We start from the raw sequence: 22,194 nt of genomic DNA, 5'->3' as shown, positions 1-22,194 counted from the left end.
GCTCCGAGGTATTTTTAGCCCGATGAAGAGCGGATCACCTGCTTCATCTGGCCCTAAATACCTCGGGGGAGTCGCGGGGGCAGCGCCCCCTTTTTTGGGAAAAGACTTCAGCCCTTCATCCCGTCCCAGAAGGATTTGACGGAGGAGAAAAAGCTGTTGGATTCCGGGTGATTGTCTTCACCCAGGTCGTCGAACTCGCGCAGCAGCTCTTTCTGGCGGCTGGTGAGGTTTACCGGAGTTTCCACGGCCAGCTCAATGAACATATCTCCAACACCGCCGCCGCGCAGGGCTGGCATGCCCTTGCCGCGCAGGCGCATCTGGCGACCCGATTGGCTGCCCGCTGGAATCTGCACACGCCCGCGGCCACCGTCGATGGTCGGAACTTCGATCGAACCACCAAGCGCGGCTTTGGCCATGCTGACCGGCACGCGGCAATAGAGGTTCACGCTGTCACGCTCGAACAGCCTGTGATCTGAGACCTCTACAAAGATGTATAGATCACCCGGAGGGCCACCGCGCATTCCAGCCTCGCCTTCACCGGCCAGACGAATGCGCGTGCCGGTTTCGACACCGGCTGGAATGTTAACGGACAAAGCGCGTTCTTTTTCAACACGGCCCGCACCCTGACAGGATTTGCAGGGGTTCTTGACGATTTGACCCAGGCCCGAACAGGTCGGACAGCTGCGTTCTACTGTGAAAAAGCCTTGTTGCGCACGCACCTTGCCCATACCCGAACAGGTCGGACAGGTTGTGGGCTCAACACCGCCTTCAGCCCCAGATCCGTCGCAGGACGAACAGGCAACCGCTGCCGGGACATTGATGGTTTTCTGCTGACCTGAATACGCCTCTTCCAGCGAGACGCGCAGGTTATAGCGCAGATCCGAACCGCGTGCGGCACGACGTCCACCGCCCCCGCCCCGTTGGCCGCCCATGAAATCGCCGAACAGGTCGTCGAACACATCCGAAAATGCACTGGAAAAGTCGCCCTGACCAAAGCCAGCGCCAGGTCGGCCACCGCCGCCCATGCCATTTTCGAATGCAGCATGACCGAACCTGTCATAAGCCGCCTTGCGTTCAGCATCTTTCAGGACGTCATAGGCCTCGTTCGCTTCTTTGAACTGTGCCTCTGACTCCGGATTGTCCTTGTTGCGGTCGGGATGTAATTCTTTGGCCTTCTTGCGAAAGCCTTTCTTGATCTCGTCCGCTGATGCACCCTTGGATACGCCGAGCACATCGTAATAGTCGCGTTTTGACATCAGTATTTCCTTCTGCCTCAACGTAATCGGGCCGGCCCGGTGACCGGACCGGCCCGAATTGGCCCGGTTACCCGTTAGCTACGCTTGTCGTTGTCCAGATCTTCGAACTCGGCATCGACGATGTCATCCTCGCCCGGTGCAGCATCCGCAGCGGCAGGTTCATCTTCGCCGTCTTCAGCTTGCGCTTTGTAGATGGCTTCGCCCAGCTTCATGGCCGCTTCGGTAACGTTCTGGATGCCCGACTTGATCTTGTCGGCATTCTCGGTTTCCAGCTCGTCTTTCAGCGCGGCAATCGCCAGCTCGATGGCTTCGATGGTTGTTGGATCAACCTTGTCGGCATGTTCTTCCATCGACTTTTCTGTCGAGTGGATCAGGCTTTCCGCCTGGTTCTTTGCGTCGACCAGCTCGCGGCGTTCCTTGTCGGCCTCCGCGTTCTCTTCGGCGTCCTTGACCATCTTTTCGATGTCCTCGTCGGACAGGCCGCCCGATGCCTGGATGGTGATCTTCTGCTCTTTGCCAGTGCCTTTGTCCTTGGCCGAAACCGAGACGATGCCGTTGGCGTCAATGTCAAAAGTCACCTCGATCTGCGGCATGCCGCGCGGTGCTGGCGGGATATCTTCGAGGTTGAACTGACCCAGGATCTTGTTGTCCGCAGCCATTTCACGTTCCCCTTGGAAACAGCGAATGGTCACGGCGTTCTGGTTGTCTTCGGCGGTCGAGAAGACCTGAGACTTTTTCGTCGGGATCGTGGTGTTGCGGTCGATCAGTCGGGTGAACACGCCACCCAGCGTTTCGATACCCAGCGACAGCGGTGTCACGTCCAGCAGAACAACGTCTTTGACGTCACCCTGCAGAACACCGGCCTGAATGGCGGCGCCCATGGCAACCACTTCGTCCGGATTCACACCTTTGTGCGGCTCTTTACCGAAGAACTTAGTGACCTCTTCGATTACTTTCGGCATCCGGGTCATACCACCGACCAGAACAACCTCATCCACGTCGCCAGCCGACAGGCCTGCGTCTTTCAGAGCAGCCTGGCAGGGCTTCATCGACTTCTTGATCAGATCACCAACCAGCGATTCCAGCTTGGCACGGGTCAGCTTCATGACCATGTGCAGCGGCTGGCCGTTGGCGCCCATCGAGATGAACGGCTGGTTGATCTCGGTTTGTGAGGTCGAGGACAGTTCGATCTTGGCTTTTTCCGCAGCTTCTTTCAGACGCTGCAGCGCCATCTTGTCCTGGGACAGATCGACACCGTGTTCCTTTTTGAACTCATCCGCCAGGTAGTTGACGATGCGCATGTCAAAGTCTTCACCACCCAGGAAGGTGTCGCCATTGGTCGATTTAACCTCGAACAACCCGTCGTCGATTTCCAGAATGGTTACGTCGAAGGTACCGCCACCAAGGTCATAAACCGCGATGGTTTGGGTTTCTTCCTTGTCCAGACCATAGGCCAGAGCGGCAGCTGTCGGCTCGTTGATGATCCGCAACACTTCCAGGCCGGCGATTTTACCGGCATCTTTGGTCGCCTGACGCTGTGCGTCGTTGAAATAGGCCGGAACGGTGATAACGGCTTGTGTGACTTCCTCACCCAAGTAGCTTTCAGCGGTTTCCTTCATCTTGCCCAGAGTGAAGGCCGAAATCTGGCTTGGGGAGTACTTTTCACCGCGGGCTTCGACCCACGCGTCGCCATTGCCGCCATCAACGATGGCGTATGGTACCATTTTCTTGTCTTTTTCGACTTCGGCATCATCCACACGACGACCGATCAGGCGTTTGACGCCAAAAACCGTGTTGTCAGGGTTGGTGACCGCCTGGCGTTTCGCAGGCTGACCGACCAGTCGCTCATCTTCGGTGAAGGCGACGATCGAGGGCGTGGTCCGCGCCCCTTCGGCGTTTTCGATGACCTTCGGCTGCGAGCCGTCCATGATGGCAACGCACGAGTTGGTGGTGCCGAGGTCAATCCCGATTACTTTTCCCATATGTTCAATCCCTTTCTCTTCAAGGCGATGTCCCGAGGCCCGACCCGTTATGGCATCTGGCCCCGATCTGATTTGCGCAATGGTCCTACACCATCGCGCGTCCCGGCGTATATAAGGACGGGAACAGGGGCCTGCAAGCATTCACAAATGCAGGTTTTCAGGAATCTGCAGCCTTTTTAGCAAGGTTTTGGCAAGGATTGAGGAATCTGGAATGGCGCGGCTGCTTTTACGCGGTTTTGAAATCAGGAAAGCTTACCTTGACGGAGCTGCCCAGGCACAGCTGATCACGCTGTTGCGTCCGATTCTGAAATCAGCACCTTTGTTCCGCCCGACCACCCCTTCGGGCAAGGAAATGTCTGTTCGCATGACCTCGGCCGGGGCGCTGGGTTGGGTCACTGACAAGAACGGGTACAGGTACCAGCCGCACCATCCAAAGGGTATGGAATGGCCCGCCATTCCAGGCTGCATTCTGGATATCTGGCGCGATCTTGCCAGCCCCGAACGTGACCCCGACTGTTGCTTGGTCAACTACTATGGCGAAGGGGCGCGAATGGGCCTGCATCAGGATAAGGACGAGGCCGATTTTTCCTGGCCGGTCCTTTCGATCTCATTAGGTGACGACGCGTTGTTCCGCATTGGCAACACGACCCGAGGGGGCAAAACGGAATCGATCTGGCTTGGCTCGGGCGATGTTGTCGTGATGGGCGGACCCGCGCGCCTAACCTATCACGGGGTAGATCGCATTCGTTTCGGGTCTTCAAAACTGTTGCCAAAGGGCGGGCGGATCAACCTGACCTTGCGCGTGGCGGGTTAACGGCGTGCGCTCCAGCTTTGCGACACATGCTGACGGGTAAAGAAAATTCCAAGCAAGCCGATCAACAACAGAGCCAACCCGACCCAGACAGGATATTCCCAGTTGGTATTGCGCGGATAGTAATTCCGAAAAACGAAACCCCGACACTGGTCGATAATGTGAAACAACGGATTCCAGGCGAACATGGTCAACATGAACCCGCCCAGCGCATTGCCGACGAACATTTTTCCGGAGAACACCATATTCAGGCGCCGGTAAATTGTGCTCATGATCGTGGCAGTGGTCGGAAACCAGGGCTTGATCGCCATGAACACCACGCCGACCGCACAGCCCGTGAACCAGGCCAGCATCAGCATGGCAAAGGCGCCACCGGGCTCCTGAATTTCCAGCGGAGCAACCGATACGCTGTAGACAAACAGGATGATGACGATTGTCAAAACCTGAGTATACAGCGACCCGAAAGCGGCAGCCATAAGCACGACCATCATGTTCATCGGCGAATGCAGCATCATCGGGTTATTACCCGTGTCCAATCCGGAAACCGAACCGACGGCTTTAATGTGCGTCAGAAACAGGAAAACCCCAGACAGCAGATACAGAATGAACTCACCCCGGATTTTGGCAACGCGCGCGCCAAGAAGGGACATGATCACGTAAAACACACTCACCAGCACCAGAACCTGGAAAATATTGATAAGCACCGAAAGCACAGCATTGCTGTGTTGAGATCGGACATTCCGGACGACGGCGTGAAACACCAGTTCCGCCGTCGTAAACGCACCGCCTATAAGCGACCGGTTTCGCTTGTAATAAAACACCCGAAGCGTCTTTCCTGTATTATTGCCTGCAATCTGGCACGAAATTCTTGCCGTTCCGTAACCAGCACAGCATAAGGCCGTCAGGTTATTCGATCAACAAATCACAGGAACGGAGCTTTTTTGTGACCTATGATGCCCTCATCCCCGTCATCCGACGTCTGGCCCTGGAAGCGGGCGATACGATCATGGACATCTATAACTCGGATGGGTTTGACGTGAAGGTCAAATCCGATGCCAGCCCCGTGACCGAAGCAGATGAGGCCGCCGATGCGCTGATCTCGGCCGGTCTGCGTGCGGCGTTCCCCAATATCCTGCTGGTGACTGAGGAACAGGCCGCCTCGCATTCTGAAAAAGGCGATACGTTCCTGATCGTTGATCCGTTGGATGGCACCAAAGAGTTCATCAACCGGCGCGGCGATTTCACCGTTAATATCGCGTTGGTCGAAAACGGCGCCCCAACGCGTGGCGTGGTTTATGCGCCAGCCCGCGGCCGGATGTTCTATACTTTGGCCGACGGGCAATCGGTCGAGGAAACCGGCGCGCTGGACAAGGATCAACCCGGTGCCGTGACTCCGATTTCGGTCTCTGATCCAGACAATTCCGCGCTTTTGGTCGTGGCCTCGAAGTCACATCGTGACCAGGCGACCGACGATTACATCAACAAATATCAAGTGCAGGACAGCAAAAGCGCGGGCTCGTCGCTGAAGTTCTGCCTGATTGCGACGGGCGAGGCAGATATCTATCCCCGCGTTGGCCGCACGATGGAATGGGATACGGCAGCAGGTCACGCCGTGCTGACAGGTGCGGGCGGCAAAGTTGTCCGGTTCGACAATCATGCGCCGCTGACCTATGGCAAGGACGGCTATGCAAACCCGTTCTTTATCGCCTACGCTCCGGGTGTAGACCTGAAGGAGGCCTGATGTCCGTTCTGATCGCCATTCCCGCCCGCTATGCCTCGACCCGCTATCCGGGCAAACCTCTGGTGCCGCTCACCGGAGCCAGTGGCAATGCAATGACTCTGATCGAGCGGTCATGGCGCGCCGCCAGTTCGGTCTCGGGCGTGGACCGCGTTGTGGTTGCCACCGATGACGACCGCATTCGCGAGGTGGCCGAAGGGTTCGGGGCCGAGGTTGTGATGACCTCGCAAACCTGTGGCAATGGCACCGAACGCTGCGCCGAAGCGCATGATGTGCTGGGCGCAAGCTATGACATCGTGGTGAACCTGCAGGGCGATGCACCGCTGACCCCGCATTGGTTCGTCGAAGATCTGATCACCGGTCTGCGTGCCGCACCCAAGGCTGGGGTGGCCACTCCGGTTCTGCGCTGCGACGGCGATGCGCTCAACAGCCTGCTGAATGACCGCAAACACGGGCGCGTCGGTGGAACAACCGCCGTTTTCGCCGCTGATCACGGCGCGATGTATTTCTCGAAAGAGGTCGTGCCCTTTACTTCACAGGCTTATGCGGGCGGGGAGGAAACGCCGGTGTTTCACCATGTCGGCGTCTATGCCTACCGCCCTGACGCGCTGGCGGCTTATCCGTCCTGGCCTGTCGGTCCATTAGAGCAACTGGAAGGGCTGGAACAGCTGCGTTTCATGGAAAACGGGCGTAAGGTTCTGTGTGTTGAAGTCGAATCCAAAGGCCGCCAGTTCTGGGAACTAAACAATCCGCAGGACGTTCCCAAACTTGAAGAGATGATGGCCGCGATGGGGCTGGACTGAGTGCCGCAGGCTGTCGCACCCTGAAAAACCGGAATAACGGGATCTGATATGACACATATCCTTGTAACCGGCGGTGCCGGATATATCGGATCCCATGCCTGCAAGGCGCTGGCGCTGGCCGGGTACACACCTGTCACCTATGACAACCTGATCACCGGTTGGCAGGACGCGGTCAAATTTGGCCCGTTCGCACAGGGTGATCTGCTGGACCGGGCGCGGTTGGATGAGGTTTTTGCCAAGTATCAGCCCGCTGCCGTGATGCATTTCGCCGCGCTCAGCCAGGTGGGTGAGGCGATGTCCGAACCCGGAAGATATTGGGCGAACAATGTCACCGGTTCGCTGACCCTGATCGAGGCCGCCGTGGCGGCTGGATGTCTGGATTTCGTGTTTTCGTCGACCTGCGCCACCTATGGTGAACATGACAATGTGGTCCTGGACGAAAACACCCCGCAAAATCCACTGAACGCTTACGGCGCCTCCAAACGCGCGATCGAGGATATCCTGCGTGATTTCCAGGCCGCTCACGGGATGAACCATGTGATTTTTCGCTATTTCAACGTGGCTGGCGCCGATCCGGACGGAGAGGTAGGCGAATTCCACCGCCCCGAGACCCATCTGGTTCCGCTGATGTTGGATGCGATTGACGGCAAGCGCGACGGGCTGACTGTGTTCGGAACCGACTATGACACGCCCGATGGCACCTGTATCCGCGATTACGTGCATGTCTGCGATCTGGTTGACGCGCATGTTCTGGGGCTGCGCTGGCTGGAACAGGGCAAAGACAGTCGCGTTTTCAACCTGGGCACCGGGTCCGGCTTTTCAGTGATGGAGGCGATCGAACAGTCGAAATCCGTCACCAATCGCGCAGTGCCCTATACAATCGGTCCACGCCGCGCCGGAGATTGCACCAAGCTGGTTTCGGGCTCGGACAGGGCCGGGCAAGAACTGGGCTGGTCCCCCAAAAGGTCCGTGTTAGAGACGATGATTGCCGATGCCTGGCGCTGGCATCAGAACGGGCATTACGACAGATGAGGGCCGCGTGAGCGATACCCTGCCGCCAATCGGATGGGTGCAACGCTATCGCTTGCGCCTGAAACGCAGGCGGCTGTTGTGGCGATCCTTTCGCAGCCGCCATCAGTTAACCCAACTGGTCGACCGAACCGACCAGATACGCCCGGGTGCGATACTGGTCTTTACCACCCTGCGAAATGAAATCACGCGCCTGCCCTGGTATTTCCATCACTACCGGTCGCTGGGCGTTGATCATTTTCTGATCGTGGACAACGGCAGCGATGATGGCTCGGTCGCATATCTGAAAGATCAACCGGATGTATCCTTGTGGCAAACCGATGCCAGCTATCGCGCCTCACGATACGGGCTGGATTGGCTGACCTGGCTACAGATGCGATTTGGTCACGGCCATTGGACTTTGATGGTGGATGCGGATGAGTTGCTTATCTATCCCGGATGGGACAGCCATCTGCTGCAGGATTTGACCCAACAGCTAGAGGTGCAGGGGCGCGACGCTTTCGGAGCCTTGATGTTGGACCTGTACCCCAAAGATCAGCTCGGCACACAGCCCTATGACCCCGGGACCGACCCGACCAAAGTTTTGGGCTGGTTTGATCCAGGCCCGTTGCGCGCCAATCGGCAATCGCCGCTGGGCAATCTCTGGGTTCAGGGCGGTGCACGGGAACGTGTGTTTTTTGCTGACCGGCCCGAGCGGTCACCAACTTTAAACAAAATACCGCTGGTACGCTGGTCGCGGCACTATGCTTACGTGAACTCCTGCCATTCCGCCCTGCCCCGAGATTTGAACGCCACCTATGACGGACCGGGGAGCCACGGCCCTTCGGGCGTGCTACTGCACACAAAGTTCCTGCCCGAGGTGGTCATCAAATCAAGAATCGAGAAAACCCGAGCGCAGCATTTTCACGACCCGGCGGAGTTCGACAGCTATTATGATGGCATAATTAACCGCCCGATCATGTGGGATCCACAATCGGTGGAATATATCGGATGGCGCCAACTGTGTGAGCTTGGCTTGATGGGCAAAACTGACTGGAAAGACAACGTTTCGGACTAACTACTTTTAAATGCGTTGCTTCATTAGATGGTAAAGTGGCATAAAATGGCATTCGCCCGGCTCCACTCTGGCTTGTTCAGGCCCCGGGTATGCTCGCGTATAAACAAAGGTTGGGCAGTCGCGTGAGCCTGTTGGATTCATACCGAATGAGATTGCGGCGCAAGCGCCGCCTGTTGCGTTGCGTTCGCAAACGACGCGAATTAGAAGCGGTTTCCGACAAAACCAACGCCATTCAACCCGGTGACATCCTGTTGATGAGCGTTGTGCGAAACGAAAAAATCCGCCTGCCCTATTTTCTGGAATATTACCGAAAACTTGGCGTTGATCGTTTTTTGTTTGTGGACAACAACAGCGACGACGGCACCCGCGAGTTTCTGAGTAGTCAGCCGGACGTATCGGTCTGGCAGTCCAACGGCAGCTATAAGCGGGCCACATATGGCACTGATTGGTCGAACTATCTGCTGCGCAAATACGCCGATGGGCACTGGGTTCTGACGGTCGATCCGGATGAGTTCTTCATCTATCCGTTCTGCGACACGCGGCCCATTCGTGCCCTGACCGACTGGCTTGATGGCTGTGCCGTCCGAAGTTTCGGCACCATGCTGATCGACATGTACCCGCAGGGCCCGGTAGATGCCGAACCCTATCGTGAGGGGCAAGACCCCTTCGAGATTGCCCGTTGGTTCGATGCCGGGAATTATGTGATCAGCAAAAACCCTGAATACGGGAATCTCTGGATACAGGGTGGGCCGCGCGCCCGTGTCTTTTTCCGCCAGGCTCCGGAAAAGGCGCCTGCGTTGAACAAGATACCGCTGGTCAAGTGGGACCGTCGATATGTCTATGTCAGTTCGACCCATTCGCTGCTGCCACGCGGGCTGAACCAAGTCTATGACGATTGGGGCGGCGAAAAAACCAGCGGGGCGTTGCTGCATGCCAAGCTGATCAACACCCTGGGTGACAAGGCACATGAAGAGATGGAGCGGCGTCAGCACTATCGCGGGTCCGGCGAATATCGCGCCTATGCCGAAGGGCTGAACGACCGTCCGGTGTTTTGGTGCGACCGGTCCGAGGCTTATATCAACTGGCGACAGCTTGAGATTCTTGGCCTCATGTCGAAAGGGAACTGGGCATGAGCAGCCTTGGCGTCATCATGCTGGTGCATGCCGCGCTTCCAAGGGCGCAACAGGTCGCGCGCCATTGGGCGGCATCCGGCTGCCCGGTGGTGATCCATGTCGACCGCAAGGTTGCGGACACTGTTTTTGATGGCTTTGTAGCCTCCTGTGCGGACGAACCTCTGATCCGGTTCTCGGAGCGCCACACCTGCAACTGGGGCGGTTGGGGCATTGTTGCAGCCTCGCAATCAGCGGCTGAACTGATGCTGGAGGCCTTTCCCGAGGTACACCATATCTTTCTGGCCTCGGGCGCCTGCCTACCGCTACGGCCCGTCGATGAGCTGGTCACATATCTAGCGGAACGGCCCCGTGTCGACTTTATCGAAAGCGCGACAACAGCTGATGTAAGCTGGACGATTGGCGGACTGGATCAGGAACGATTTACGCTGAGATTTCCGTTCTCGTGGCGTAAACAGCGCAAATTGTTCGACGCTTACGTAAAGCTACAGCGGACAATCGGGATCCGACGGTCGATACCCGAAGGTCTGGTGCCACATATGGGCAGTCAATGGTGGTGCCTGACCCGTCAAACGCTGTCGGCCATTCTGCAAGATCCCAAACGCAAAACATATGACCGCTATTTCCGGCGCGTCTGGATTCCAGACGAAAGCTATTTTCAGACCCTAACCCGGCTTTATTCAACAAATATCGAAAGTCGCTCTCTGACGCTGTCCAAATTCGATTATCAAGGTCGCCCGCATATCTTTTATGACGATCATCTACAGCTATTGCGACGGTCGGACTGTTTTGTAGCACGCAAGATCTGGCCCCAGGCCAATCGGCTTTATCAGGCGTTTCTGACCAACCAGGCACAGGCGATGAAGCCTACTGAACCCAACCCGGGCAAGATCGACCGGTTGTTCTCGAAAGCGGTCGAGCGCAGGACTCGAGGCCGGGATGGCCTGTATATGCAAAGCCGCTTTCCCCGCCACGGCAGCGAGAACGGACTGACGTCGTTCCCCTATTCGGTATTCCAAGGGTTTACCGAACTGTTCGCAGATTTCGAGCCCTGGCTGTCGGAAGCCACCGGAACAAAGGTCCACGGTCACCTCTTCGGTCCCGAACGTGCGGAATTCGCCGGCGGGGCGCCTCTGGTCAACGGCGCACTAAGCGATTGTGCCAGCCTGCGGGACTATAATCCTACGGCGTTTTTGTCGAACCTGATCTGGAATACTCGGGGCGAGAAGCAGTGCTTTCAATTTGGCCCCACGGATACGCAGGACATCAACTGGTTTCTGGCGCGCGACAGAAATGCGCAGATTTCCGTTGTCACAGGCGCCTGGGCCATTCCCCTGTTCCGTTCGAATGGAAATTTCGCGGATATCCGTAACGAAGCCGCCCGCCTGCAACAAATCGAGACCAAACAGCTTGAGGTTTTAACTTCGGTCTGGACCAAGGCCAAAGTGCGCACCTGGTCGCTGGCCGAGTTTGTGGAATCTCCGATGGAGCCTCTGCAATCCATTCTGGAAGAAACCGGATGCCAGAACCCCAGCCACCTGACCCAAGCCCCTACGATGGTCGACCTGTCCGGGTTCGGGAAGTTCCTGCAAAACCTGAAGAACCAGGGTATGCACCCTTATCTTATGGGAGATTTTCCAGCCGATGACATTTTTGGCCGGCAACTCAGGCCTTATCGAAAACCATATCTGGTGCAATAGCGTTTCATGTCATCCAAATTCGACTATTTCGTAATACTTGCCGCCATGCGGACCGGATCGAACCTGCTTGAGGCAAATCTGAACGCATTGGAAGGTGTCTCCAGCCATGGTGAGGCCTTCAATCCTCATTTCATTGGCAGGCTAAAGGGGGACAGCCTGCTGGGCGTCACTCTCGAAGAACGCGACAATGACCCTAAAACCCTGCTGAACGCCATCCGATCAGCTGACGGTGAAATGAACGGGTTTCGCTTTTTCCAGGGCCACGATCCGCGTGTGTTAGAGCCTGTTTTGGATGACCCGAGTTGCGCCAAGATCATTCTGACGCGCAACCCTCTAGACAGCTATATCTCATTGAAGATCGCGCGCGAGACCAAGCAATGGCAGCTGAAAAACGTCAAGCGGCGGCGCACCGAGCAGATCGCCTTCAACCCTCGTGAGTTCGAAACCTATCTGGACCAGCAACAGGCCTTTCAACTGACTTTGCTGCATCATCTTCAGGCCAGCGGGCAAACCGCCTTTTTCATCGCTTACGACGATCTGAACCGGCTCGACAGCCTGAACGGCCTGGCGGCCTGGCTTGGGGTATCGGGCCGGTTGACCACGATCGACGACACGCTCAAACCCCAGAACCCTGAGCCGGCCTTGTCCAAGGTGACAAACCCTGATGAGACCGAACAGGCCTTGTCGCGCATCGACAGTTTCAGCCTGCACAGAACTCCGAATTTTGAACCCCGGCGTGGCGCGGCCGTTGCGACCTATGTCGCCACGCCGAAAACCCCGTTAATGTATCTGCCCGTGCGGAGCGGCATCGAAGGGGTTGTGAAGCAATGGATGGCTGCGCTTGATTCAATCAGTGCGGATGATCTGATCACTGATCAAAACCGCAAAAAGACCCGCCAGTGGTTACAGGATCATCCGGGGCATCGCAAATTCACCGTGGTGCGGCACCCGCTGGTACGCGCACATTCGGCCTTTTGTTCCTATATCCTCAGCACCGAGCCCGGCGCCTATCTGAAAATCCGCAATATGCTGCGCAACCGGTTCAAGCTTCCGATCCCCGGACAGTTACGCGCTGAAAACTACCCCATCGAGCAGCATTATGAGGCATTCTCGGCTTTTCTGACCTTCCTGCGGCAAAACCTGGCGGGACAAACCCCTGTGCGCGTTGACGGCGTTTGGTGCAGTCAGGCGCAGGTGTTGGAGGGCGTAGTCGGTTTTGCCCTGCCGGATCTAATCCTGCGCGAGGAAGAAATTGCAACTGCCCTGCCGGATTTGGCGCGGCCGCTGGGTCATGACAGCCCGCCCGCGCCCGGCAATACCAGACCAGATATCCCGTTTTCCCTGAGCGATATCTATGACACCAAACTTGAGGCGCTGGCGGCCGAAACCTACCAGCGCGACTATATGCAATTCGGGTTTGACGTCTGGAAGCCGGCTACGGGCGCAGCGTAATCACTGTGCCGCGATTCACCATCGCATAGATCTCTTCGATCTCTTCATTCTTGACAGCGATGCACCCTGCCGTCCAATCCGATTGCTTCTTGGCACGCTTTTTCTCGGACCGGGTTTTCGGCTCGCCGTGGATGAAAATGTCACCGCCCGGATCAACGCCCGCAGCCTTGGCCTCTGCGATATCCTTCGAATCCGGATAGGAAATCCCCAGCGACAGGTGATAGCGGCTTTTGGGATTGCGCCGGTCGATCAGATAGGTGCCCTCTGGCGTGCGGCCGTCGCCGCGTTTTGTTTTGGTGCCATTGGGGGCAAAGCCAAGATCGACCTTATATTCCTTGAGGACATGTTCATTGTGCAGAAGATAAAGCTTCCGCGCGCTTTTGTTGATGACCATAGAGGTCACCTCGGGGCCATCATAGGCCAGAAATCTGGGGTTGGCCGAGGCGCAGGCCGAAAGACCCAGCGTAGCCACAGCACCCATTCCAAATGCTCGACGATCCATGTTTAATGCCTGCTTCTGCTTTTTTTTGTGATTATGCCAGAAATCCAGAAAACTGAAATCACTTTTTGCTGTTCGACTGCTCAAGCAAGCGGCGTTCGATGGATTCCAGCCTTTCCAGCACCTCATCACGATAGGCATCGGTTTTCACCTCATCCTCGGCGTGATGGGCATCCTGCATTGAATTCACGATCAGACCAACCAACAGGTTCACCACTGCAAATGTCGTAACCATGATGAAAGGCACAAAGAATATCCACGCATAGGGATAAACCTCCATCACCGGGCGCACGATGCCCATGGACCAGCTTTCCAGCGTCATGATCTGGAACAACGTATAGGCCGACAGGCCCAAATCGCCGAACCAGTCCGGGAATGTGCCCGAGAACAGCTTGGTTGAAATTACCGCGCCGATGTAAAACAGGATCGCCATCAGCAGGAAAACGCTGGCCATACCCGGCAAGGCCGAAATGAAACCCTCAACCACCCGGCGCAGCCGAGGCGCGACCGAGATCACCCGCAGGACCCGCAGGATCCGCAAGGCCCGCAGCACCGACAGGCCGCCGGCGCTTGGGATCAGAGCGATGCCAACAACGATGAAGTCAAACAGGTTCCAGCCATTGGTAAAGAACCGCCGCCCCGTGGCGACCAGCTTCAGCGCGATCTCGGCAACGAAGATGGTCAGGCAGAGGCTGTCCAACACCACGATCAAGGGGCCCGCGGCTTCCATCAGAGTCGGTGAGGTTTCCATGCCGAGCAGGATGGCGTTGAAGATGATGACACCTGTGATGAACCGACCGAAGGTCGGGTTTTCAGTGATATCATGCAGGCGCTGGGCAAGCCCCATTCTGAAACTCTCCTGTTTGGTCATGATGCGGGGTTCAGTGCAAACCGCGCGGCAAGTTCCGTGTGTGACGACCATCGAAATTGGTCAACCACCTGTACCCATTCAAGGGTATAGCCTGCGTTAATCAGATTTTTTGCGTCCCGCGCGAAGGTGACCGGATTGCATGAGACATAGGCGATGACCGGGGGCAGCGCTTGCGCCAGCTCGGCCACCTGCGCCTCGGCCCCGGCGCGGGGCGGGTCCAGGACAACCGCGTCAAAGTTCTTCAGCTCATCAGGCATCAATGGGCGGCGGTACAGGTCGCGCGCCTCGGTCGTGACCCGTTTCAGACCTTGCGCGCGACGCCAGCCTTGATCCAGAGCGGTGGTCATCAGGGCCTCACCCTCAACCGCGTGTACTTCGGCGTCCTCGGCCAGTGGCAATGAGAATGTCCCGCAACCCGCAAACAGGTCCACAACCCGCTTGGCGCCCTTGGTTGCCTGCAGAACTGCCTGTAATAGAGCCTGTTCTCCGTCCTTCGTGGCCTGCAGGAATGCCCCTGGAGGCGGCACGACAGCCGCCACGCCAAATCGCTGAATCGGGGCGTGACGCGAGGCGATCACCTCGCCATCCCAGCTGAGCCGCGCAAGCCCATGTGCCTCGGTCGCCTGTGCCAGGGCCAGTTCCAATGGACCGTCCAGCGGTTTGCCGCCTTTGACGGCGACATCCAAACCGCCATCAGAAAGGGTCAGCGTGACCGCCAGCGCCCCTTTGCGGCTACCACCCAAAACGGCAAGCGCCTCGGCCACGGGGACGGCTGCAATCAGGGCCGGATCAAGCAGATGACAATCAGAGATTTCGGTAATCGTGTCTGAGGCACGGCCATGAAACCCGGCCATAGTGCCTTTTTTGGTCCGTCGAACCGCAATCGTAGCCCGTCGCCGTGATCGTTCCGGCGAGGTATGGATCGGCCGCATCGGGGCATCGAGCCCCTGCGCGGCCAGCGCGTTGCGCACGACCTCAACCTTCCAATCAGCAACGAAATCATCCGCGGCATGCTGTAGCTGACATCCGCCGCAGGCTTTGTAGTGCCGGCACGGTGCTTTGACCCGCTGGTCCGAGGGGGTCTCGACCCGAATGTCGCTCAGCACTTGACCAACCAATATCCCGCTGACCACCTCCCCCGGCAAGGTGCGGGGGGCGTAGATCGGTCCAGCGGCGATGCCGTCGCCCTGATGACCAAGGCGTAAAATGCTGTAATGCTGCGTCATGAGGGCCTGATAGCTGGGCTTTACCCACAACAAAACCCTTATTCGGCGGCGGCGGCCTGAATAAACCCGCCCGATTGGCGATCCCAGAACCGGGCATAAAGCCCGCCCTGCTCCAGCAAGTCGTCATGGCTTCCCATTTCAACGATCTGCCCTTGATCCAGAACGACAATCCGGTCCATCTCGCTTAGCGTCGACAGCCGATGTGCAATCGCCAATACCGTTTTGCCCTGCATCACCCGATGCAACGCGGTCTGGATCGAGGCTTCGACCTCGGAATCCAAGGCCGAGGTCGCCTCATCCAGCACCAGAATCGGCGCGTTTTTCAGGATGGCGCGTGCAAGCGCAATCCGCTGCCGCTGACCGCCGCTCAGTTTGACGCCGCGCTCGCCCAGATGCGCATCATAGCCCTTGCGACCATGGGCATCCCGCAGGCCAAGGATAAATTCATGCGCCTCGGCCTTTTGCGCCGCGGCGATCATATCGTCTTCCAAGGCATCAGGGCGGCCATATAGGATATTCTCGCGCGCCGAGCGGTTGAACATCGCAGTTTCCTGCGTGACCATTCCGATTTGACTGCGCAGACTGTCCTGCGTCACCTGTGACACATCCTGCCCATCAATCCGAATTGCGCCGTTTTCCCCTTCATAGAGCCTGAGTAGAAGCGAAACGAGCGTAGATTTCCCCGCACCCGATGCCCCGACGATACCCAGCTTTTCGCCAGGATGTACGGTCATGTGCACGTCGGTCACGCCGCCGATGTCACCGCCATAAGCAAAGCTGACATGGTTAAACTCGATCTGACCTTCTGGCACGCTCAGCCTAGCTGCCCCTGCCGCATCCTCGACCCGGTCACGCTTGGCAAGCGTCTTCATGCCATTCTCGATCTCACCAACATTGGCATAAAGCCCCATCAGCGTGAAACTGACCCAGCCTGTCATCTGCGAAATTCGCACGGACATCGCGCCCGCCGCAACGATATCACCAGCGCTGGCCATCCCGGACCGCCACAGCAGCAAGGTCACCCCCAGCAACAGCACGGGCAACACCCCAGCCAGAACCATCAGTATGAACCTAAAACTGGCGGAGAGCTTGCCAAAGGCCAGCATCTTTTCGCGCAGATCGACCATCGAGTTTCGGGCCGCCTGATCCTCGAACTCGGAATGTGCGAACAGCTTGACGGTTTTGATATTGGTGATCGTGTCGACCACCTGCCCCGACACCATCGCCCGCGCCCCGGCCCGCGCCGCTGAGCGTGCCCGGATGCGTGGCAAATACCAGCGGATCAGCAGGAAATACACCGCCAACCAGGCGGCGAAGGGCAGCATGACCAGCAGATGAATAGACCCTAACAAAAGCAAAGTCCCTGCCAGAGACGCCAGCGCAAAAACCATTGCGCTTATCGTCTCGGACACGACCGAGGCCATCGCGTTCGAAGTTTGCATCTGTTTCTGAGCGATCCGCCCGGCAAAATCGTCGTCGAAATAGGTCACAGACTGACCCAAAGTCCACCGGTTCAGCTTGGCCAGAACCAGGGGCGGGATATTGGGCATGACAATATAGTTGTTGGAAAAGGCCGAAAGACCAAACAGCGCCGGTCGCAGCAGCATGAAAAATGCGGCGACCCCTCCAATTATCCAAAGATTGCCCGCCGTCAGAACCCCATCCGGCCCGCTTTCGTTTGCCATGTCGATCACCAGACCCAGCATCCAGGCGGTTCCGGCCTCCATCGCCCCGGCCGAGGCCGAAAACACGGAGGCGACAAGGATCATCGGCCAAGCTCCGGACAGGCACCAGCGAATGAACGCCCCCAGCCTTTGCGGCGGGGGCGTTTCGGTGGGTTTGAACGGATCTATGAGATCGGCAAGTTTCACTCAGCTGCCTCCGTGTTCAGGAAGCCCCCAGATTGCCGTGCCCAGAACTGGGCGTAAAGCCCGCCCTGTGACAGCAATTCGGAATGGGTGCCCTGCTCGACGATCCGGCCGCCATCCATCACCAGGATGCGATCCATTTGGGCAATGGTGCTGAGGCGGTGGGCAATCGCGATCACGGATTTGCCCTGCATCATGCCATAGAGCGTTTCCTGAATGGACGCTTCAACCTCGGAATCCAGCGCGGAGGTCGCCTCATCCAGCAACAGGATCGGCGCGTCCTTCAGGATCACCCGCGCCAGCGTCACCCGCTGCCGCTGACCACCTGACAACTTCACGCCCCGCTCGCCCACATGCGCATCATAGCCGGTACGCCCCTTCGGGTCCTGCAGGTCAAGGATGAACTCATGCGCCTCGGCCTGTTTGGCCGCGGCAATCATCTGCTCTTCGGAAGCCTCGGGGCGGCCATAGAGGATATTGTCGCGCACCGAGCGGTGCAGCAACGCGCTGTCCTGTTGCACCATACCGATATGGATGCGCAAGCTGTCCTGAGTGACCCGAGCAATGTCCTGATCGTCGATCAAAATGGCCCCCTGCTCCACATCGTAGAACCGAAGTAGGAGCTTAACTAGGGTCGATTTCCCAGCCCCCGACCGTCCGATCAGACCGATCTTTTCGCCCGGCTCGATGGTCAGGTTGATATGATCCAGCCCGCCGGTCTTGCGACCGTAATGATGCGACAGGTTACGAATCTCGATCTTGCCATTGGACAGATGCAGGGGCTTGGCCTGCGGCGCATCCAACAGGTCGATCGGTTGAGCGATCGTCTCCATGCCTTCGGCAACGACACCAAGCTGGCGGAAAAAACTGGTCAGCGCCCACATGATCCATCCGGTCATCGCGTTCAGGCGCAGGGTCAGGGCTGTGGCCGCCGCGACCACACCGACCGTAGCACTGCCCTGCATCCACAGAGCAATCGCCCAGCCAACCACACCAACGATCAGCAACCCGTTCAATGCAACCAGAACCGCATCCATGATGGTGAAAATCCGCATCTCAGCCTGAAAGGTACGGCGGGTTTCCTCGATCGCTTCGCGCGCATAATCCAGTTCCTGTGCCCCATGGGCAAACATCTTTACGGAATGGATATTGGTATAGCTGTCCACAACCCGGCCCGTTACGGCCGAGCGCGCGTCTGAGGCCGCCTTCGAAGCCGGCCCCACCCGCTGCACCGTCCAATGCACCAGAAACCCATACAGCACGAGCCAGATCAACAACGGCAACAGCAGCCGGGCATCAGCCGTCATCAACAAAATGGCTGCGCCGATCAGGTATGCCAGCGAGAAGGAAATCGCATCAAACACCTGAAACACGGCCTCACCCGCAGCGGGCGGCGTCTGCATGATCCGGTTGGCAATGCGGCCTGCAAAATCATTCTCGAACCAGCCCACCGATTGCCGCAACACGTGCTTATGCGCGCGCCAACGGATCAAAGTGCCAAAATTCGGCAGGATCGTGTTGTTCAGCAACAGCACGTCAACGACATGCAGCATGGGTCGCAGCAGCAGCACAAAAAGCGCCACCAGGATCAGTTCCGTACTATGGGTCTGCCAAACTTCGTCCGGCGGGGCGGACAGCAAGTCAACAACGCGACCCATATAATAGATCAGACCGACCTCAACCGCGGCCACCACGACCGAAATCAATCCGGCCCAGAAGAACACCCGCATAAAAGGGCGGGAATAGTTCAACATAAAGGGCCACAGCCGTGTCGGCGGCGTGTCGGTTTCTTCGTAGTCGACAAAAGGGTCGACGAGATTTTCGAAATAGCGAAACATAGAGAGTGCTCCGATTGAGCAGATAACAAGTCATGCGAAAAAAGATGGCGCCAGAACACCACCCCTACGGGTCAAGTGTTATGGCTTTAGCCGAACCAGATCCCGTAATACATTCGCATCCCTCCATTCATGTAACAGGCGCAAGAAAACACAAACGATCCGGCTTGTCATCCCTTTTTGAGACTTCAATTTACTCGACCAGCAACTCGGTGCGCGTCAGGGTGAAACCCGAGGCGATCCAGCGCGCCTCAAGCTCGGCCAGTTTCTTGCCCAGCGCCGGGCCGGTAAAGTCAGGGATCAGGTCAGCGGCCCGCACGGGAAAATCCGCTGCCGCCCCGTCCCGGAGCGCTTGCCGCTTATCCTCGGACCAGGGCTGTTCCAACAAAGCACAACGCAGGAGAACTTCGTGCAGGCCGTCCTCTTCACCATAACGGAACCCAAGCTCGGCAGTGCCCGCGGTTCCCGCGGCCTCATCCCGCATCCGTGTCAGGCGTTGGATCTGGGCCTTGCTCAGACGCAGGGTCTGGGCAATCTCAGGCGTGGCGATGGAGGAAAGTCGCCGGACCGGCTCGGGCTTTGCCCCAGCCTGCTGTTCCAAGGCGATCAGCGGGGCAAGTGATCGATCCTCAACCCCCGGCAATATCTGTGCCAGAACGCCCGTGCTGCGCATGGCAGCGACCGAAGGCGCAGGGTCAGGCGCGGTCAGCAATTTCATAAACTCGGCCCCAACCCGTTCGCGCGACAGGCCTGCCAATCCGTCCAGATTGGTTGAAATGGCCGACAGAGCTTCGGGATCAAACCCGGCTTCGACATCCCCATACCAGGCGTGAAACCGAAAATAGCGCAGAGACCGCAGATAGTCTTCGCGGATGCGGTGCTGGGCGTTGCCTATGAACCGGACCTTTCGGGCCTTTAGATCGGGCAGTCCATTCAGCGGGTCCAAAAGCGTCCCATCCGGGCGGGCATACAGCGCGTTCATGGTGAAATCGCGCCGGCTGGCATCTTCATCAACATTGTCCGAGAACGCCACAACAGCCCGGCGGCCATCGGTTTCGACATCTCGCCGGAAGGTCGTGATCTCATGCGGGATGCTTTGGCTGACAACGGTTATCGTGCCATGCTCGATCCCAGTCGGAATGGCCTTCAACCCCGCCGCCCGCATCAAATCCAGCACCTGCTGGGGCGGAGCGTCCGTGGCAATATCCAGATCCGAGACCGGCGCCCCCAAAAGCGCGTTGCGGACGCAACCGCCGACGAAAAGCGCCTGAAAACCGGCATCGATCAAAACGGCGCAGACTGTCTGGGTTGCCGGATTTGTAACCCAGCTTTCTGATAGCTTCATCATTCACTCACCCGCGCAGCCAAGCCCCGCAACATCCGGGCCGTAGCCCCCCAGATGTAATAAGGGCCATAGGGCACGGTGAAATAATACCGCCGCTGACCCCGCCAGCGACGCGACTCAACGATATAATTCGCAGGGTTTAGAACATGCGCAAGTGGGACTGAAAAAACTTCGTCAACTTCACCCGGCTCAGGAATTGGGTCGAACCCGTCTCGTAGGATCGCGACAACCGGGGTTACGACAAAAGACGTCACGGTTTCATGGGTAGGCAAATGCCCGAGAATTTCAGGCATATCCGAGGAAAGGCCAATCTCTTCCTGTGCTTCCCGCAGGGCGGTTGCGGTTACATCCGGATCAGTCTCATCCTGTTTTCCGCCGGGAAAGGCGATCTGGCCGGGATGGTGTTTCAGCGCCGATGAGCGCTTGGTCAAAAGCAGGCGCGGGGCCTCATTCGTCACAAGAATCGGAACCAGAACCCCGGCTGGACGCAGCTTGCGCCCCGCTGGCAAAACCGCATCAGGGTTCAGATCGAAATCACTGGACCCGTTGCCGGGGTGGCTCAAGGCCGCCCGCAGCAGTTCTGTTGGATCAGGCCTCACCGGCATCGAAGCCAACGGTGACGGGGTCCAATACGTAATGGGCACCACAGAACTGACAATCGGCGGTGACCTGGCCCTCGGGGGTTGTCATCTTTTCGATGTCGCGCGCCGAATAGATCGACAGGCTTTGGCGCACGCGCTCTTCCGAGCAGGTGCAGCCGAACTGAACCGATTGCGCATCATAAACCCGTGGCTGTTCCTCATGAAACAGCCGGATCAACAGGTCGGTTGGCGCAATCGAAGGGCCGATCAGTTCAAGGTCATCAACAGTATCCAGAAGGATGTTGACGCGCCCCCAATTTTCACCTTCTTCACCGTCAACCAGATCATCCGCCGACAGAATCTGACCGTCACCCTCTGCATTGGCTACAAATGGTGACGCTTTGGGCATGTGCTGCAGCATGATGCCGCCTGCGCGCCAGTGCTCACCGACGCCAGGTTCAGTTGATTTGCCGAAACTCAGTGAAAACCGCGTCGGCAACTGTTCGGACTGTGCGAAATACGCCTCAGCGCATGCGCTGAGAGAGCCGCCAGCCAGCGGTGTGATCCCCTGGTAAGGCTGCGTGCCCTCGCCCTGGTCAATCATGATGGCGAAATAGCCTTCACCCACCTGATCAAACGGTGTGGAATCGGTCAGGCGGTCCGGGTCAAAACTGGCATAGGCGCGGATGCGGGCCGGTTCGCCCTCGGCCTGCGGAGCGTAGTAATCGGTTGCGATCATCCGAACGGCGCCTTTGGACTGAACCTGAAGCGACAGCTTCCAGCGCAGCGAGACAGTCTGGCCGATCAGAGCGGTCAGCAAGGCCATCTCGGCCACCAAAGCCTCGACCTTTTCGGGATAGTCGTGCTGTTTCAGAATGCCGTCCAGCACTCCGTCCAGCCGCGCCACACGTCCGCGCATATCCGGTATATCAAGTTGAAAGGGCAGGACGGTATCGTCCCACGCGATTTTTGTTCCAAGAGACATGGGGTTTCCTTAAACGCCACAGATTG

Annotated in this window: 19 protein-coding genes; 8 read left to right on the top strand and 11 right to left on the bottom strand. The window is 57.8% G+C overall.

Annotated elements, in window-relative coordinates; translation table 11 throughout:
- Positions 1 to 107 precede the first annotated feature (107 nt).
- Positions 108 to 1,256, bottom strand: a complete 1,149-nt coding sequence (gene dnaJ, locus AC2FIM_RS16600) for a molecular chaperone DnaJ (RefSeq protein ID WP_142637347.1) — start codon at positions 1,254 to 1,256, stop codon at positions 108 to 110.
- A 74-nt stretch (positions 1,257 to 1,330) separates the two neighbouring features.
- Positions 1,331 to 3,238 (bottom strand): molecular chaperone DnaK, encoded by a 1,908-nt coding sequence (gene dnaK, locus AC2FIM_RS16595; RefSeq protein ID WP_271950564.1) that lies wholly within the window; start codon positions 3,236 to 3,238, stop codon positions 1,331 to 1,333.
- A gap of 211 nt (positions 3,239 to 3,449) precedes the next feature.
- On the opposite strand from dnaK, the gene AC2FIM_RS16590 reads away from it, so the two are divergent.
- Positions 3,450 to 4,052, top strand: a complete 603-nt coding sequence (locus tag AC2FIM_RS16590) for an alpha-ketoglutarate-dependent dioxygenase AlkB family protein (RefSeq protein WP_496732178.1) — start codon at positions 3,450 to 3,452, stop codon at positions 4,050 to 4,052.
- Here the strand turns inward: AC2FIM_RS16590 and AC2FIM_RS16585 are convergent.
- Positions 4,049 to 4,870 (bottom strand): ABC transporter permease, encoded by an 822-nt coding sequence (locus tag AC2FIM_RS16585; protein WP_142637353.1) that lies wholly within the window; start codon positions 4,868 to 4,870, stop codon positions 4,049 to 4,051. The genes AC2FIM_RS16590 and AC2FIM_RS16585 overlap by 4 nt on opposite strands.
- 122 nt (positions 4,871 to 4,992) lie before the next feature.
- On the opposite strand from AC2FIM_RS16585, the gene cysQ reads away from it, so the two are divergent.
- From cysQ to AC2FIM_RS16550, 7 genes are all read left to right on the top strand, one after another.
- Complete coding sequence (gene cysQ / locus AC2FIM_RS16580; RefSeq protein WP_271950568.1) at positions 4,993 to 5,790, top strand: 3'(2'),5'-bisphosphate nucleotidase CysQ; 798 nt, start codon at positions 4,993 to 4,995, stop codon at positions 5,788 to 5,790.
- Positions 5,790 to 6,590, top strand: a complete 801-nt coding sequence (locus AC2FIM_RS16575) for a 3-deoxy-manno-octulosonate cytidylyltransferase (protein ID WP_271950570.1) — start codon at positions 5,790 to 5,792, stop codon at positions 6,588 to 6,590. Before cysQ ends, AC2FIM_RS16575 begins: the two co-directional genes overlap by 1 nt.
- A 48-nt stretch (positions 6,591 to 6,638) precedes the next feature.
- Positions 6,639 to 7,622 (top strand): UDP-glucose 4-epimerase GalE, encoded by a 984-nt coding sequence (gene galE / locus AC2FIM_RS16570; protein ID WP_496708263.1) that lies wholly within the window; start codon positions 6,639 to 6,641, stop codon positions 7,620 to 7,622.
- Complete coding sequence (locus AC2FIM_RS16565) at positions 7,582 to 8,676, top strand: glycosyltransferase family 2 protein (protein WP_496678674.1); 1,095 nt, start codon at positions 7,582 to 7,584, stop codon at positions 8,674 to 8,676. The genes galE and AC2FIM_RS16565 overlap by 41 nt, the downstream gene beginning before the upstream one ends.
- A gap of 146 nt (positions 8,677 to 8,822) precedes the next feature.
- Positions 8,823 to 9,809, top strand: coding sequence for a glycosyltransferase family 2 protein (locus AC2FIM_RS16560; RefSeq protein WP_142637363.1), 987 nt, complete (start codon positions 8,823 to 8,825; stop codon positions 9,807 to 9,809).
- On the top strand, positions 9,806 to 11,506 hold the full coding sequence (locus AC2FIM_RS16555) for a DUF5927 domain-containing protein (protein WP_496678670.1): 1,701 nt from the start codon (positions 9,806 to 9,808) through the stop codon (positions 11,504 to 11,506). Before AC2FIM_RS16560 ends, AC2FIM_RS16555 begins: the two co-directional genes overlap by 4 nt.
- Before the next feature lie 6 nt (positions 11,507 to 11,512).
- Entirely contained in the window at positions 11,513 to 12,958 is a 1,446-nt protein-coding gene (locus AC2FIM_RS16550; RefSeq protein WP_271950580.1) for a nodulation protein NodH, read from the top strand.
- Here the strand turns inward: AC2FIM_RS16550 and AC2FIM_RS16545 are convergent.
- From AC2FIM_RS16545 to hslO, 8 genes are all read right to left on the bottom strand, one after another.
- The gene (locus tag AC2FIM_RS16545; protein WP_142637369.1) at positions 12,942 to 13,460 is read right to left on the bottom strand and encodes a L,D-transpeptidase family protein; all 519 of its coding nucleotides are present in this window, start codon (positions 13,458 to 13,460) and stop codon (positions 12,942 to 12,944) included. The genes AC2FIM_RS16550 and AC2FIM_RS16545 overlap by 17 nt on opposite strands.
- A gap of 58 nt (positions 13,461 to 13,518) precedes the next feature.
- Positions 13,519 to 14,304 carry an ion transporter gene (locus AC2FIM_RS16540; protein WP_496678699.1) on the bottom strand — a complete coding sequence of 262 codons (786 nt, stop codon included), beginning with the start codon at positions 14,302 to 14,304 and terminating at the stop codon, positions 13,519 to 13,521.
- Between the two features lie 20 nt (positions 14,305 to 14,324).
- The gene (locus tag AC2FIM_RS16535; protein ID WP_271950581.1) at positions 14,325 to 15,554 is read right to left on the bottom strand and encodes a class I SAM-dependent RNA methyltransferase; all 1,230 of its coding nucleotides are present in this window, start codon (positions 15,552 to 15,554) and stop codon (positions 14,325 to 14,327) included.
- A 38-nt stretch (positions 15,555 to 15,592) separates the two neighbouring features.
- On the bottom strand, positions 15,593 to 17,425 hold the full coding sequence (locus AC2FIM_RS16530; protein ID WP_496708262.1) for an ABC transporter ATP-binding protein: 1,833 nt from the start codon (positions 17,423 to 17,425) through the stop codon (positions 15,593 to 15,595).
- Complete coding sequence (locus AC2FIM_RS16525) at positions 17,422 to 19,260, bottom strand: ABC transporter ATP-binding protein (protein ID WP_496708261.1); 1,839 nt, start codon at positions 19,258 to 19,260, stop codon at positions 17,422 to 17,424. The genes AC2FIM_RS16530 and AC2FIM_RS16525 overlap by 4 nt, the downstream gene beginning before the upstream one ends.
- A gap of 190 nt (positions 19,261 to 19,450) precedes the next feature.
- Entirely contained in the window at positions 19,451 to 20,602 is a 1,152-nt protein-coding gene (locus AC2FIM_RS16520; RefSeq protein ID WP_416383934.1) for a CCA tRNA nucleotidyltransferase, read from the bottom strand.
- Positions 20,602 to 21,207, bottom strand: coding sequence for a CoA pyrophosphatase (locus AC2FIM_RS16515; RefSeq protein ID WP_142637601.1), 606 nt, complete (start codon positions 21,205 to 21,207; stop codon positions 20,602 to 20,604). The genes AC2FIM_RS16520 and AC2FIM_RS16515 overlap by 1 nt, the downstream gene beginning before the upstream one ends.
- On the bottom strand, positions 21,191 to 22,168 hold the full coding sequence (gene hslO / locus AC2FIM_RS16510; RefSeq protein ID WP_271950591.1) for an Hsp33 family molecular chaperone HslO: 978 nt from the start codon (positions 22,166 to 22,168) through the stop codon (positions 21,191 to 21,193). Before hslO ends, AC2FIM_RS16515 begins: the two co-directional genes overlap by 17 nt.
- Between the last annotated feature and the right edge of the window lie 26 nt (positions 22,169 to 22,194).

Source organism: Ruegeria sp. CDSC052 (assembly GCF_059610685.1).
This window is presented reverse-complemented; position numbering and strand designations above follow the sequence as displayed.

Coding starts and splice junctions, on each gene's coding strand:
- dnaJ (WP_142637347.1), bottom strand. CDS start 1,256: ATGTCAAAACGCGACTATTACGATGTGCTCGGCGTATCCAAGGGTGCA.
- dnaK (WP_271950564.1), bottom strand. CDS start 3,238: ATGGGAAAAGTAATCGGGATTGACCTCGGCACCACCAACTCGTGCGTT.
- AC2FIM_RS16590 (WP_496732178.1), top strand. CDS start 3,450: ATGGCGCGGCTGCTTTTACGCGGTTTTGAAATCAGGAAAGCTTACCTT.
- AC2FIM_RS16575 (WP_271950570.1), top strand. CDS start 5,790: ATGTCCGTTCTGATCGCCATTCCCGCCCGCTATGCCTCGACCCGCTAT.
- galE (WP_496708263.1), top strand. CDS start 6,639: ATGACACATATCCTTGTAACCGGCGGTGCCGGATATATCGGATCCCAT.
- AC2FIM_RS16565 (WP_496678674.1), top strand. CDS start 7,582: ATGCCTGGCGCTGGCATCAGAACGGGCATTACGACAGATGAGGGCCGC.
- AC2FIM_RS16560 (WP_142637363.1), top strand. CDS start 8,823: ATGAGATTGCGGCGCAAGCGCCGCCTGTTGCGTTGCGTTCGCAAACGA.
- AC2FIM_RS16555 (WP_496678670.1), top strand. CDS start 9,806: ATGAGCAGCCTTGGCGTCATCATGCTGGTGCATGCCGCGCTTCCAAGG.
- AC2FIM_RS16550 (WP_271950580.1), top strand. CDS start 11,513: ATGTCATCCAAATTCGACTATTTCGTAATACTTGCCGCCATGCGGACC.
- AC2FIM_RS16545 (WP_142637369.1), bottom strand. CDS start 13,460: ATGGATCGTCGAGCATTTGGAATGGGTGCTGTGGCTACGCTGGGTCTT.
- AC2FIM_RS16540 (WP_496678699.1), bottom strand. CDS start 14,304: ATGGGGCTTGCCCAGCGCCTGCATGATATCACTGAAAACCCGACCTTC.
- AC2FIM_RS16535 (WP_271950581.1), bottom strand. CDS start 15,554: ATGACGCAGCATTACAGCATTTTACGCCTTGGTCATCAGGGCGACGGC.
- AC2FIM_RS16525 (WP_496708261.1), bottom strand. CDS start 19,260: ATGTTTCGCTATTTCGAAAATCTCGTCGACCCTTTTGTCGACTACGAA.
- AC2FIM_RS16520 (WP_416383934.1), bottom strand. CDS start 20,602: ATGAAGCTATCAGAAAGCTGGGTTACAAATCCGGCAACCCAGACAGTC.
- AC2FIM_RS16515 (WP_142637601.1), bottom strand. CDS start 21,207: ATGCCGGTGAGGCCTGATCCAACAGAACTGCTGCGGGCGGCCTTGAGC.
- hslO (WP_271950591.1), bottom strand. CDS start 22,168: ATGTCTCTTGGAACAAAAATCGCGTGGGACGATACCGTCCTGCCCTTT.